Here is a 15,590-nt window from a genome sequence, read left to right on the forward strand (position 1 = left end):
ATTTCCCGACGGGTCAATCTGTACGCCTTCCGCATAAAACCGAACACCAGATGTACGTATTCGAACACCCGGCGCACCTCCACCAACGTAAATAATTGATTTACTGACATTTAAATAAATGGCACATATTTTATTCTATGTAATTAGTAGGGTATGCCCTGGTATCATAATTTATCTACCTGTAAGCTATGGATATAGAGGAACACGTTTGGCAACTGGCGACAAAAAAACTGGCTAACGAGGCATCGGCAGATGAACTGCTGGAGTTGGATAAGCTGTTAATGAAAAACCCCGAACTGAAAACCTCATTGATGTTAATTTTTGACTGGTGGCAGGATGAAAAAGAGGATACAAAAACCAACAGCTCCTTGTTATTTGAAAGGATACTGCAAAATATAAAGCCTGCAGATACGATGGCCAAAGATAATACAAGGGTTGTGCCGCCTTATTTGCCTGCCTATAAAGAACACTATAAATCGGATAAAAGAAGTTCAATTTTAATTAACACCGGTATGATTAAAAATTATTTAAAAGTTGCTTTAAGGCAATTGCAAAAACAAAAAATGTACGCCGCCATAAAAATTGGCGGCTTCGCGTTTAGTATCGCCGCTTGTTTATTAATCGCGTTGTATATCCGCGACGAAGTTAGTTTTGATAAAAACTACCCTGATGCCGATAGGATTTACCGGGTTGTGGGTGCCTATAATATAGATGCCATACACGAAAAAGGTACTTCCTGGCCTGCAGTTATGGCCAAAACATTAAAAAACGACTATCCGGAGGTGGAAAAATCGGGCCGATTGATGCCAAACTCTCTTTTTTGGGGTGCCGGCAGCAACGAGCTGAAACGTGCTGATGGCGTGGAAAATACCCACGAGGATGGTTTTGCTTACGCCGATCAGTCGTTATTGGAGATGTTAAAAGTGTCCATGGTGTATGGCGATCTGGCGCACGCGCTTACCGAGCCGCAAACCATGGTGATATCAAAAAGCAAAGCCGATAAATATTTTCCTGGCCAAAACCCGGTTGGCAAGGTAATGTTCCTTAATAACAACAAAAGCAGGCCTTATAAAATTGGTGCGGTAATGCAGGATTTCCCTCCAACAACACACCTGCATTATAATTTTTTGCTTACCCTTACCGGCATTAAGTTTTGGGATGGCGAGCAGGAAACCTGGGGAGCCAGCAATTACGATGTTTACGTGCTACTTAAGCCGGGCGCAGATATTAAAGCCTTAAATAAAAAGATAACCGATGGGATAATAAAAGGCTATTACATACCCGATATGAGAAGGGGCGGCGATAAAAACGCCGATAGGATTGCCGCCGCTTTAACCATGTTTTTGCAAAACATTAAAGATATCAACCTATACTCTTATGATATCCGCGACGGCCTTTCGCACGGCGATATCCGTTTTGTGTGGCTGTTTGGCGCGGTGGCAGGCTTTATATTGGTGATAGCCTGTATTAATTTTATTAACCTGGCCACAGCAAAATCTGCCAACAGGGCAAAGGAGGTGGGCTTGCGCAAAGTGGTTGGTTCGCAACGCAGCGGGCTGATCAGCCAGTTTTTAACCGAATCATTAATTTATAGCTTCATCTCCTTTATTATAGCCATTATTTTGGCGGCGTTATTAATGCCTTATTTTAATACGCTTGCAGCAAAAACACTAACCATACCATGGCAGCATTGGTGGTTTATGCCCACCATATTGGCTGCCGCAGTAGTAGTTGGCATACTGGCCGGTGTTTACCCCGCATTCTACCTCTCTGGCTTTAAACCTGTTGAAGTGCTGAAGGGCAAGCTGGCTACGGGCAGCAAAAGCTCATTTTTACGCAACGGGCTGGTGGTTTTTCAGTTTAYAACATCCATTATATTAATTATCAGCACGGTGGTTATTTATAACCAGATGCATTATATACTGAATAAAAAGGTAGGTTTTGAAAAAGACCAGGTGCTGATGATACAGGGCACACACACGTTGGAAGGCGAAGTGCAAAACTTCAAAAACGAGCTACTGAAACTATCGGCAGTAAAAAGCGCCACCGTGAGCGATTTTTTACCGGTATCGGGTACCAAGCGTAACGGCAATGAGTTTCATAACGAGGGTAAACAGAAATTGGAAGCCGGTACCGGTGGCCAGTTTTGGGATGTTGATGCCGATTATATAAAAACCCTGGGCATGACTATAGTAGCCGGCCGGGATTTTAACCCTAAACTAAAAACCGATTCGCAGGCCGTGATCATTAACCAAACCATGGCCCAAAAATTAGGCCTTAAAAACCCCATCGGTAAAAGAATAAGCAATTATGGTGCGCCTGTGCCCATTATTGGCGTGGTAAAGGATTTTAATTTTGAAACGCTAAAGGGTAGCCTCGAACCGTTGGTAATGCACCTGGGCAATAGTCCTACAATTGTATCGGTAAAAATAAAATCTACCGATATAAAGGCCACCCTGGCGCAGATCACCACCGTTTGGAAAAACTTTTCGCCAAACCAACCCATCCGCTATACTTTTATGGACGAGCAATTTGCCAACATGTATGCCGATGTTCAGCGCATGGGCAGCATATTTACCAGTTTTGCTGTACTGGCTATTATTATAGCCTGCCTTGGCCTGTTTGCCCTGGCCGCCTTTATGGCCGAGCAACGCAGCCGCGAAATAGGCATCCGCAAGGTACTCGGCGCAAGCATCGCCAACATTACCCGGCTACTCTCGCTGGATTTTGTTAAGCTGGTATTTATAGCCATACTAATAGCGTCCCCCATATCCTGGTGGGCTATGAATAAATGGCTGCAGGATTTTAACCCCAGCAACCGCATCAGCATCAGCTGGTGGATGTTTGCCCTGGCGGGGATAATGGCCATTGTAATTGCCATTTGTACCGTGAGTTACCAAAGCATCAAAGCCGCGTTAATGAACCCGGTGAAGAGTTTGAAAGCAGAATAGTATCAAGTAGTAAGTATCAAGTATCAAGACAGAAAATAAAAGAGAGTTAAGAGTCAAGAATAAAGAGAGGGAAAAGTCATTAGGTCATTATGCTTCACGTCATTGAGTCATTGCAAACTTTTCAATGACTTAATAACCCAATGACTTAATGACAATAATACCAATGAACAATGATTAAGAGTTATTTAAAAACAGCGTGGAGGTTTTTGTTAAAAAACAAAACCTTTAGTTTCATCAACATTATAGGCCTGGCTACGGGTACTTTGTGTTGCCTGTATATTTTATTGTATGTGCAGGACCAGTATAGTTACGACAAACAGCATAACGGTGTCGAAAATATTTACCGGGTAACTACCGACCTGGAGCTGACCGGCGATAAGCACCATAGCGGGGCAAGTTCGCCGCCGATAACCCCGGCTATGCGGAATGATTTTGCCGAGGTAAAGCAATTTACTCGCGTGGTAACTACCGAAAAGTTTGGCGCCAAACAACACCTGCTGCGCTACAAAGAAAAGTCGTTTTATGAGAAGGACGCGCTGTTTGTGGATTCTACATTTTTCGACGTATTCAGCTACCATTTTGTGAGTGGCAGCGCTAACAGCGCTTTAGCAGAGCCATATTCTATAGTGCTGTTTAAGCCCGTGGCCGATAAACTTTTTGGTAGCGAGAATGCCGTTGGCAAAATGATATCTATTGATAACTCCTTCGGCAAACACGATTATAAGGTTATGGGCGTGATTGACGAAAGCCTGGGCAAATCGCACATTCATGGCAATATGTACATAGCGATGAACAGCGGTGGATTTGGCGAATCGGTACGGAGGAATGATGCCTGGGCCGGCAATAACTTCCTGTATGCCTACATCAAATTAAGGCCCGATGCCAGTGCTGCAGCACTGGAAAAAAAGCTGCCTGATTTTTTGAATAAATATGCGGCCCAACAACTAAAAGCTATCGGCATGAAAAAGGTATTACACCTGCAGCCGGTAAATAGCATTCACACCACCCCAGGTTTTGAAAACGAACTGAGTAAATCCCTCGACCCTTCGTTTTTATTCCTGCTGATATTAATTGCCGTGATGATCCAGGTAATTGCCTGTATCAACTTTATGAACCTATCCACCGCCCGCGCCTCAAAACGCGCCAAGGAAGTTGGTGTACGCAAAGTAATAGGCGCAGGAAAAGGCGATTTAATCAAACAGTTTTTAGGCGAATCGTTCCTGCTGGCATTTATTGGTGTTGCCATTGCATTGCCACTGCTAATCTTACTGATGCCTTATCTTAACCAGGTTACCAGGGCAGACATCCAATTAGATTTTTTCAGCAATTACAAAATCTGGTTGATGCTGTTGAGCCTTGTAGCTGTTACCGGCCTGGTTGCGGGTAGCTATCCGGCATTTTACCTGTCGGCTTTTGAAGCAATTAAGGTGATCAAGGGGAATTTTACCAACCAGGTTTCGGCAACCGGCATTCGTAAATCACTGGTTGTTTTTCAATTTGTTTTATCTATAGTTTTGGTTACAGGTATCATTGTTATCTATAGCCAGCTAAACTACATCAAGAATAAGGACCTTGGTTTTGATAAAAACCAAAAGCTCATCTTCAATTTTTACACCGAAGCGTCGCAGAAAAAGATGGCTGCTTTTACCAATGATCTGAAAGAACTCTCAGAAGTAAAAGCAGTAAATAATGCGGATAACTATTTAGGGCAATTTGTGCCGCACGATCATGGCGTTTTCCTGGCAGGTGGCAACATGGCCGCCGCGGTTGATGCCCAAAACATTAATACCGACGAACATTTTGTAAAAGCCAACGGCGTAAATTTAATAAGCGGCCGCGATTTCAGGCTGAATGACACCAACCGGGTATTAATCAATGAAACTTTGGCCAAACGCCTTGGCCTGGATGTGCAAAAAGCACCTGGCACCAGGCTATATTCCCAATACGATGGCAAACCAGCCACCTTTGTTGAAATAGCCGGCGTAATGAAAAACTTTAATTACAATTCCCTGCACAGCGAAGTGCGGCCCTTTATGATGGTATACCAAAACGATCCCGGCTATTTTAATTGTATGCTGGTATCTGTAGGCAGCAGTAATTATAAGGCCCTGCTTGATAAAATTTCGGCAGTTTGGCGTAAAGAATTCCCCGAGGTGCCATTTGAATATACTTTCCTGGATACCGAGGTTCAAAAACAATACGAAACCGAGATAATGCTATCGCAAATCATCAATTCATTTACGATGGTGGCCATTGTGATATCATGCCTTGGCCTGTTTGGCCTGGCTGCCTTTAGTGCCGAACAGCGCAGCAAAGAGATAGGCATCCGTAAAGTATTAGGCGCAAGCGTAACCGGCATAATACAATTGCTATCAACAGATTTTTTAAAGCTGGTGATCATCGCCTTTGTAATAGCCACGCCTTTGGCCTGGTGGGGCATGAGCAAATGGCTGCAGGATTTTGAATACCGCGTAACCATTAGCTGGTGGATGTTTGCCCTGGCGGGTATGTTAGCTGTTGTAGTAGCCCTGTTTACGGTAAGTTTCCAGGCCATAAAAGCAGCATTAATGAACCCGGTGAAAAGCCTAAAAGCAGAATAGTATCAAGTAGTAAGTATCAAGACCGTTGCAGGCGAGTTAGGGTCAAGAATCAAGACAGCTGTAATGAAGTTAATCCGAAAATCAAAAATCTTGCTACTTGATACTTACTACTTGATACTCCAAATGAACCAATGAACTAAAAAGATGAACCAACATTATTTTAAAACAGCATGGCGTAACCTTATTAAAAATAAGGCCAACTCCTTTATTAATATAGCCGGGCTTTCGGTGGGTATGGCGGTGGCTATGCTAATAGGCCTTTGGATATGGGACGAGCTTTCTTTTGATCAGTACCATGACAACTATAACCGTATAGCGCAGGTTGAGCAGCATTTGAAAAACAATGGCGAGATCAACACCTGGTCGGCTACGCCTTATCCGCTGGCTAATGAGTTGCGTAAAAATTATGGCAGCAATTTTAAATCGGTAGCTATGGCAACCGGCTGGGGAAACCACCTGTTAAGCCTTGGCGATAAAAAACTGAACAAGATGGGTATCTATTTTGAGCCACAGGCACCGGAAATGCTGACACTTAAAATGCTTAAGGGTACCCGCGATGGCTTGAAAGACCCCTACTCGGTATTAATATCGGCATCAAATGCCAAAGCCTATTTTGGCGATGCCGATCCGATGAACAAGGTTTTGAAAATTGACAACAAGCTTGATGTTAAAGTTACCGGCGTTTATGAGGATCTGCCCCGCAATACTACTTTTGGCGAGATAACTTTCATTGCACCATGGCAATTATACTTTAACAATACAGAGTGGGTACGCACAGCGGCCGATCCGTGGAGGCCAAACTTTGTTCAGATATTTGTTCAGCTTGCCGATAACACCGATTTCGCCCACGTATCCGCCAATATAAAAGATGCTAAACTGCGTAACATAAACCCCGAGCTGGCTAAAAAGAAACCGCAGTTGTTTTTACACCCCATGAGCAAATGGCACTTATACAGCGATTTTAAAAACGGTGTAAATATTGGCGGCCGCATTAAATACGTTTGGTTGTTTGGCATCATAGGCGTATTTGTATTATTACTGGCCTGCATCAACTTCATGAACCTGAGTACAGCACGAAGCGAAAAACGCGCTAAAGAAGTAGGTATCCGCAAAGCAATAGGCTCGTTACGCAGCCAGCTTATTTACCAATTTTTTAGCGAATCGTTGTTGTTTGTGGTATTGGCACTGGCTTTATCGGTTTTATTGGTGCAGCTAAGCCTGCCTTTCTTTAATTCGGTATCTGATAAAAGCATGTCGATACTATGGGCCAGCCCGCTATTTTGGCTGATGGTTGTTGGCTTCAGTTTATTTACCGGGTTAATAGCCGGCAGCTACCCTGCTTTGTACCTGTCGTCATTTGAGCCCATTAAAGTTTTAAAGGGTTCGTTTAAAGTAGGCAGGTTTGCTGCTGTGCCGCGCAAAGTATTAGTGGTTATACAATTTACAGTATCCATTACCCTTATCATCGGGACTATAGTTGTGTTTAAACAGATCCAATTTGCTAAAGACAGACCCATCGGCTACAGCCGGGACGGATTAGTTTCTGTTCCTGTAATCAACGACGATGTTCATAAACACCTTGATGTAGTAACAACCGAACTATTAAAAAGTGAAGCGGTAATATCCGTAGCCGAAGCGGGCGCTGCTCCTACAAATTATGGTTCAAGCAGCAGCGGTTTTGATTGGAAAGGAAAAGACCCAAATATGAGTGCTGATTTTTTAACAGAAGGAATCTCTTACAATTACGCCAAAACCATTGGCTGGCAATTTAAACAGGGCCGTGGTTTTTCCCGCTCATTCCTTACCGATTCATCGGCCGTAGTAATTAATGAAACTGCCGCTCATTTTATGGGCTATAATGACAAGGCCGTTGGCGAAACTATTAAATGGGATGGCGCAACGTTGAACGTTGTAGGGGTGATCAAAGACATGATCATCAGCTCACCTTATGAAGAGATCCGCCCGTTCATTTATTACCTGTCCAAAGACTCCGAATCAACCATCCTGCTTAAAATCAACCCAAAAATGAGCGCCGCATCTGCGCTTGCCAAAATAGAAAGTATTTTTAAAGTTTATAATCCATCACAACCATTTGAGTACCAGTTTGTAGACGATGAGTACGCCAAAAAATTCGGCAACGAGCAGCGCATAGGCAAACTGGCCGCCTGCTTTGCGGGCCTGGCTATATTTATCAGTTGCCTGGGCCTGTTTGGCATGGCATCGTTCCTGGCCGAGCAGCGCATTAAAGAGATTGGTGTACGTAAAGTGCTTGGCGCCTCAGTATTTAGCCTGTGGCGTTTAATGTCGGTTGATTTTGTGGTGCTGGTGTTTATATCCATACTGGTTGCCACCCCTGTATCCTATTACTTTATGCATAACTGGCTGCAAGGCTACCAGTATCACGCCGGCATAACCTGGTGGATATTTGCCGCCGCCGCCACAGGGGCTATGATAATAACGTTGCTAACCGTAAGTTACCAAAGCATCAGGGCTGCATTATTAAACCCGGTGAAGAGTTTAAAGACAGAATAGTATCAAGTAGTAAGTATCAAGACCGCTGCGGGCGAGTTAGAGTCAAGAATCAGGCAACTGCAATGAACTTAATCCTAAAATCAAAAATCTTACTACTTGATACTCCAAATGAACCAGTGAACTAATAAACCAATGAACTAATATGTTAAGGAATTATCTAAAAATCGCCTGGCGAAACCTTATCAGGAATAAGGCACATACGTTTATAAATATTGCGGGCCTTTCTGTAGGGCTGGCTTGTAGTTTGCTGATCCTGCTATGGGTTCAAAACGAGCTGGAGATGGATGCTTATCACAAAAACAGCCGCCGTTTATATTCTGTTTATGAACGCCAGTATTATGATAATAAAGTTGTTGGTCAATACAACACCCCTGGCTTATTGCCCGATGAGCTTAAAAAGCAAATTCCCGAAATTGAGGCATCAACAGGTATTTCATACGGTGGCGAAAGCACGTTCCGTGTTGGCGATAAAATTCTGAAAATGGGCGGGGTAAACGGTGGCGCCGATGTTTTTAAAATGTTTACTATTCCTTTGCTGGAAGGCAACGCACAAACGGCTTTAAATACGCCGGTAAGCATGGCTATTTCTAATAAAATGGCAAAAGCCTTTTTTGGTAGTGCGCAGGCCGCTATCGGCAAAACCATCCGTTATGAAAACCGGAAGGATTTTAAAGTAACCGGCGTTTACCRGGACCTGCCCAAAACATCATCGCAGCAGTACGATTTTATTATGAACTGGGATGCATTTTTAGCCGATAACGACTGGGCAAAAATATGGGGCAACAACGGCCCCTCAACCGTTATTATGTTGCGCCCCGATGCCAACCCGGCTGTAGTCGAAAAAAAACTAACCCACTTTTTAGACAACCTGAATAAAAACCAAAAGAAAGGCACATTTACCGAGGAGTTAGGCGTACAGCTGTTTAAAGATGGATACCTGCACAACAATTTCGAAAACGGCGAATTTAAAGGAGGCCGTATTGAGTACGTGCGCCTGTTTACCCTTGTGGCTATTTTTATTTTGCTGATAGCCTGCATCAACTTCATGAACCTCACAACAGCCCGCTCGGTTAAGCGTGCCCGCGAAATTGGAGTGCGCAAAGTTGTTGGCGCGGTGCGTTCGGTGCTAATCAAACAATTTATAGGCGAATCGATGCTGGTAACTACGCTGGCCGTAGTGGTTTCATTATTATTATTGGTATTACTGTTGCCTGTGTTTAACAACATTACCCAAAAAGAGATAGCGCTGCCATTTCATCAGCCCGATTTCTGGTTAAAATTAGCAGCCATCACTTTAATTACCGGCTTTATATCAGGCAGCTACCCGGCTTTGTTTTTATCATCCTTTAACCCGGTAAATGTTTTAAAAGGAACATTGAAGTTAGATACCGGTACAACTATGTTCCGTAAAGGGCTGGTGGTATTCCAGTTTTTCCTGTCGGTGGTCATGATTACCGCTACTATTGTAATATCCAAGCAAATGGATTACGTGCAATCAAAAAACCTGGGCTATGATCGTGAAAATCTTATTTACATCCCGATGAATGGCGAGCTGATCCACAAATACCAGGCCTTTAAAGATGAGGCTTTGCAAATGCCAGGCATCAAGTCGATAAGCCGGATCACTGCTACGCCAACAGGCCTTGATAATGGCACCAGCGATGTTGATTGGGTAGGTAAAGATCATAACGTACAAATTCAGTTTACACAGGTATCTGTAGGGTATGATTTTGTTAAAACCATGAAACTTAAAATGGCTGCCGGCCGCGATTTCTCGAAGGCTTACGGTACCGATTCAGTAGGATACCTCATCAATGAAACAACGCTAAAAAGATTAAAATATGCCGACCCAATAGGTAAGCCTTTAACCTTTTGGGGCAAAAAGGGGCAGATCATCGGCGTATTAAAAGATTTCCATTTTGCATCACTGCATGAGCAAATCCAGCCGCTGATCATCAGGTATGGCGAACAGGAGGGTTATGGTAATATCCTGGTGAAAACCCAGCCCGGCAAAACCCGCGATGCATTGGCCAGTTTGGCAACCCTGGCTAAGCAAATTAATCCCGCATTCCCGTTCAGCTACACCTTCAGCGACGACGAATACCAAAAGCTTTACCAAAACGAACAGATAGTAACCAAACTTTCAAACGCGTTTGCATTTCTGGCCATATTTATATCGTGCCTTGGCCTGTTGGGCTTAGCCATGTTTACTGCCGAGCAACGCATCAAAGAGATAGGCATCCGCAAGGTATTGGGGGCCAGCGCAGCTTCGTTATTTACCCTGCTATCGTCAGAGTTTTTGCTGCTGGTTATCATTTCACTGTTTATCGCCCTGCCGGTATCCTGGTATGCCATGAGCGCCTGGCTGCGTGATTTTGCTTACCGAACGCCCATGCACTGGTGGATATTTGCCATGGCTGGCGGTATTATCATTGTAATAGCCATGGTAACAGTAAGTTTCCAGGCCATAAAAGCGGCGCTGATTAATCCGATAAAAAGCTTGAGATCGGAATAGAATCAAGAATTAAGAGCCAAGAATCAAGACAGAATTAGTCATTTCGCTGCCCTGTCATTGGTCATTGGTTGAGTTAAAAAACGTATCACGTACAACTTAAAACGTACAACATGTTCAGGAATTACCTCAAAATCGCATGGCGAAACATCTCCAAAAACAAGGTGCATACATTTATTAATGTAGCCGGGTTATCAGTTGGCATGGCGGTAGCTATGCTGATAGGCCTTTGGATATGGGATGAGTTATCGTTTGATAAGTATCATCAAAACTATAACCACATAGCCCAACTGATGACCACCCAAACGGCCAACGGCGAGACAGTCACATTCGGATCGACCGTGGTGCCCCTTAGCGCCGAACTGCGTACCAAATACGCGGGTGATTTTAAGCTAACCGCGCTTACCTGGGAGGGCACACATATATTAGCCGTTGGCGATAAAAAAATATCGCAAAACGGCATGTGGGCCGAGCCCGATTTGCCCGCTATACTTTCATTAAAAATGATAAAAGGAAGCTATGCCAGCTTTAAAGATCCTTCATCTTTTGTATTATCACAATCTGTAGCAATAGCCTTGTTTGGCAGCGCCGACCCTATAAATAAGGTTGTACGCATTGATAACAAAACCGATATGAAGGTAGCTGGCGTTTACCAGGATTTGCCGTATAACACCACCTTTTATCCAACTAAATTTATGTTACCCTGGAGCAGCCCCGCAAACTGGTGGAATACGCAAAGTTCTGCATGGGATAACCATGGCTGCCACCTATTTGCTTTGATGAATGAGCATACCGATTTTGCCAAAGTATCGGCAAAGATCAGGAACATTACCAAGCCTCATTTTAAAATGAACGACGAGGTAATGCAAATACATCCCATGGCCAAATGGCACCTGTACAGCGATTTTAAAAACGGCAAAGCAGTTGGCGGCCGCATTGAGTTGGTGTGGCTGTTTGGCATCATTGGTACGTTTGTATTGCTGTTGGCCTGTATCAATTTCATGAACCTGAGCACCGCCCGCAGCGAAAAACGCGCGAAAGAAGTTGGCATCCGCAAAGCGATAGGCTCTGTCCGCTCGCAACTGGTTAAGCAGTTTTTGAGCGAATCGCTGATGTTTGCATTTTTGGCTTTGGTGGTTACGCTTGTTTTGGTTTTAGTTGCTTTGCCCTATTTTAATAACATTGCCGATAAGCAAATTGCCATGCCTTTTATTAATCCCTGGTTTTGGGCAGCCGCTTTGAGCTTTACTTTTTTTACCGGAATTATAGCAGGAAGCTATCCGGCATTTTACCTTTCGGCCTTTGAACCAATTAAGGTATTAAAAGGGACTTTTCGTGTAGGGCGTTTTGCTTCGCTGCCGCGTAAGGTTTTAGTGATTGTACAGTTTACGGTATCTATTGTGCTCATTATCGGCACCATTATCGTTTTCAGGCAAATTCTGTTTGCGCGCAACAGGCCTGTTGGCTATACCCGCGAGGGCTTAATTACGGTTGATATGAACACGCCCGAAATTTATGGCCATTATGAAGCCATGCGGAACGACCTGATCCAAACCGGCGCAGTGGCCGACATGGCAGAATCAAACAGTTCAACAACCCAGGTATGGTCAAACAACGGTGGTTTTGAATGGGCTGGTAAAGCCCCCGGCTTCGATCCAACATTTGGTACAATAGCCGTAACTTATGATTACGGTAAAACCGTTGGATGGAAGATAATTGAAGGCCGCGATTTTTCAAGAAGTTTTCCTACAGATACCGGGGCGTTTATATTAAATGAATCGGCAGTAAAACTAAGCGGACTTAAAAACCCTATTGGTAAAACCATGCATTGGGCAGGTAAAAATCATATTGTAACCGGTGTGGTGAAGGATATGGTGATGGAATCGCCGTACAAACCTACCGTCGCTACCGTTTTTCATATGAACCCGACTTGGGTTAACGTCATCACCTTGCGCGTAAACCCTAAAGTGCCTATGCGCGAAGCCCTGGGCAAAATTGAACCTGTGTTTAAAAAATACAATCCCGGCAGCCCATTTCAGTTTAAGTTTAATGATGATGAATACGCCCGCAAATTTAGCGACGAACAACGCATAGGCAACCTGGCTACCGTGTTTGCTGTGCTGGCTATCTTTATCAGCTGCCTTGGCTTGTTTGGCCTTGCATCATTTGTTGCCGAACAACGCGTAAAGGAGATAGGGGTACGTAAAGTGCTTGGTGCATCGGTGGCAAACCTGTGGCGTTTATTATCAACCGAGTTTGTGGTGCTGGTAGCTATATCATTACTTATTGCAATCCCTGTGGCTTATTATTTTATGAACGGCTGGCTTCATCAATACCAGTACCGGTCGCCAATAACCTGGTGGATATTTGCATTATCGGGCACGGGGGCTATTGCCATTACACTAATTACAGTAAGTTTCCAGGCCATAAAAGCGGCACTGATGAACCCGGTAAAAAGCCTGCGCTCAGAATAGAACCAAGAATTAAGAGTCAAGAATCAAGACAGAGTTAGTCATTGGTCACTAGTATAGTCAAAAATTAAAAACGTATCACGTACAACTTAAAACGTACCACATGTTAAAGAACTATATCAAAATCGCGTGGCGAAACCTTATTAAAAATAAGGCGCACACTTTTATCAACGTTACCGGCTTATCGGTTGGCATGGCTGTGGCTGTGCTGATAGGTCTTTGGATCTGGAACGAGTTATCATACGATAAGTATCATGATAACTACAACCGAATTGTGCGGGTAATGCAGCACCAAACCTTTAACGGCGAGGTAGGCACACAAAACTCAATCCCCCTGCCATTAGGCTACAAACTGGGCGAAGAGTATAAAAGCGATTTTAAATATGTGGTGTTATCTACCTGGAACTTTAACCATATCATAGCCTCGGGTGATAAAAAACTATCCTACGCCGGCTCATACATGCAAGCCGATGCGCCTAACCTGCTTACCCTCAAAATGCTCAAGGGCACGCGGTCGGCATTAAAAGATCAATCGTCTATCATCCTTTCGGCATCATTGGCCAAAGCCATTTTTGGCAATGCCGACCCCATGTTTAAGGCTATAAAAATAGATAACCAATGGAACCTGAAGGTAACTGGGGTATACGAGGATTTACCTCACAATACCAGCTTTAAAGAACTGGGGTTTATTGCGCCCTGGGATCAGTTTATGACCCATCAGCCTTACCTTAAACAGGCCCGTGTAACCTGGGGCAACAACTCCTGGCAATTGTTTGCGCAGCTACAACCTAATGCCAATTTGGACCGGGTATCTGCCAGGATAAAAAACCTGAAAATGGAAGGATTGAAGCTTAATAACGACAAAATTGGTTTAACCTTCAAGGCGTCTATCTTTTTACATCCCATGAGTAAATGGCACCTGTACTCGGAGTTCAAAAATGGCATCAATACCGGTGGCGATATTAAGTTTGTTTGGATGTTTGGCCTTATCGGCGTGTTTGTATTGCTGCTGGCTTGTATCAATTTCATGAACCTGAGCACCGCCCGTAGCGAGAAACGGGCCAAAGAAGTAGGCATTCGCAAAACAGTTGGTTCGCTGCGTAGCCAACTCATAGGGCAGTTTTTTATGGAATCGATGTTGATAACCGTTTTCGCGTTCTTCCTGTCGTTGGTTTTGGTGCAGCTGATATTGCCCTGGTTTAACCAGGTTGCCGATAAAACCGTTACTATACTATGGTTTAATCCTTTGTTCTGGATCATGGGCATTGGCTTTAGCATTTTTACGGGTATTATAGCGGGTAGCTATCCGGCTTTTTACCTATCATCATTCCAGCCGGTAAAAGTATTAAAGGGCACTTTCAAGGCAGGCCGTTTTGCTGCCCTGCCGCGTAAAATATTGGTGGTGCTACAGTTCACGGTTTCAGTTACCCTTATTATTGGTACCGTTATTGTTTTCAGGCAGGTGCAGTATACCAAGAACCGTCCGGTAGGATATGACCGTACCGGGCTTATCCAGGTTGATATGCGTACCGACGAGATCCATAATCATTTCGATGCCGTACGGAACGACCTGATCCAATCGGGCGCTATTGTTGATATGTCTGAATCGGATAGTCCGCTAACGGATATATACTCTGATAACAGCGGCTTTAAATGGCGCGATAAAGACCCCGCTCTTCAGGATGATTTTGGTACGATAGCCGTAAGCGCAGAATTTGGTAAAACCGCGCAATGGAAAGTAGTGGATGGCCGCGACTTTGCCAAAAACAACTTAGCCGATTCATCGGCCATGGTGGTAAACGAGGCAGCGGTTAAATTTATGCATTTGAAAAACCCGGTAGGCGAAACACTGGAATGGTATAAAAAATTCCAGATCATCGGTGTGGTAAAGGATATGGTGATGTCATCGCCTTACGAGCCAATACAGCCTACTGTTTTCTATCTTACAAAAAACAGCGGCGGGATGATTAACATCCGCATTAACCCTAAAGTAAGCCCGCATGAAACACTGGGTAAAATAGAAACTGCCTGGAAACGATATGCTCCCGGCAGCCCCTTTGAATATAAATTTACCGACGAACAGTACGCCCAAAAATTTGCCAACGAAGAGCGCGTAGGTAAACTGGCTGGTTTCTTTACCCTTTTGGCCATCTTTATCAGCTGTATGGGCTTATTTGGTATGGCATCCTTTATGGCCGAGCAGCGCACTAAAGAAATTGGCGTTCGCAAGGTATTGGGGGCATCGGTGTTTGGCCTGTGGCGCTTAATGTCGGTAGATTTTGTGGTATTGGTTTCAATATCCCTGCTGATATCTATCCCTACGGCATACTACTTTATGCACGGCTGGCTACAGGATTATAAATACCGCGCCGAGCTTTCCTGGTGGATCTTTGGCGTAACAGCATTAGGATCAATCATGATTACCCTGCTTACTGTAAGCTATCAAAGTATTAAGGCCGCGCTGATGAACCCGGTGAAAAGCCTTCGGTCGGAATAGAGGCAAGACGGAATTAGTCATTGGTCA

6 protein-coding genes are annotated in these 15,590 nt (G+C 44.1%); all 6 read left to right on the forward strand.

What is annotated here, in order from left to right:
- Positions 1-188: 188 nt before the first annotated feature.
- The 6 genes from AC1DU2_RS15945 (at position 189) to AC1DU2_RS15970 (ending at position 15,563) form a co-directional block, all read left to right on the forward strand.
- Complete coding sequence (locus tag AC1DU2_RS15945; RefSeq protein WP_477385275.1) at positions 189-2,951, forward strand: ABC transporter permease; 2,763 nt, start codon at positions 189-191, stop codon at positions 2,949-2,951.
- 170 nt (positions 2,952-3,121) lie between these two features.
- Positions 3,122-5,551, forward strand: a complete 2,430-nt coding sequence (locus tag AC1DU2_RS15950) for an ABC transporter permease (protein ID WP_477385276.1) — start codon at positions 3,122-3,124, stop codon at positions 5,549-5,551.
- A gap of 144 nt (positions 5,552-5,695) precedes the next feature.
- Complete coding sequence (locus AC1DU2_RS15955; protein ID WP_477385277.1) at positions 5,696-8,083, forward strand: ABC transporter permease; 2,388 nt, start codon at positions 5,696-5,698, stop codon at positions 8,081-8,083.
- A gap of 142 nt (positions 8,084-8,225) precedes the next feature.
- Entirely contained in the window at positions 8,226-10,598 is a 2,373-nt protein-coding gene (locus AC1DU2_RS15960) for an ABC transporter permease (protein WP_477385278.1), read from the forward strand.
- Positions 10,599-10,708: 110 nt separating this feature from the next.
- A complete protein-coding gene (locus AC1DU2_RS15965) occupies positions 10,709-13,069 on the forward strand; it encodes an ABC transporter permease (RefSeq protein WP_477385279.1) in 2,361 nt (786 codons plus the stop codon).
- A gap of 100 nt (positions 13,070-13,169) precedes the next feature.
- Positions 13,170-15,563 (forward strand): ABC transporter permease, encoded by a 2,394-nt coding sequence (locus tag AC1DU2_RS15970; protein WP_477385280.1) that lies wholly within the window; start codon positions 13,170-13,172, stop codon positions 15,561-15,563.
- Positions 15,564-15,590 lie beyond the last annotated feature (27 nt).

Source organism: Mucilaginibacter sp. P4_C11, from assembly GCF_056402115.1.

Excerpts from the sequence above, each read along its gene's own strand:
- AC1DU2_RS15950 (WP_477385276.1), top strand. The coding sequence starts at position 3,122 with ATGATTAAGAGTTATTTAAAAACAGCGTGGAGGTTTTTGTTAAAAAAC.
- AC1DU2_RS15955 (WP_477385277.1), top strand. The coding sequence starts at position 5,696 with ATGAACCAACATTATTTTAAAACAGCATGGCGTAACCTTATTAAAAAT.
- AC1DU2_RS15965 (WP_477385279.1), top strand. The coding sequence starts at position 10,709 with ATGTTCAGGAATTACCTCAAAATCGCATGGCGAAACATCTCCAAAAAC.
- AC1DU2_RS15970 (WP_477385280.1), top strand. The coding sequence starts at position 13,170 with ATGTTAAAGAACTATATCAAAATCGCGTGGCGAAACCTTATTAAAAAT.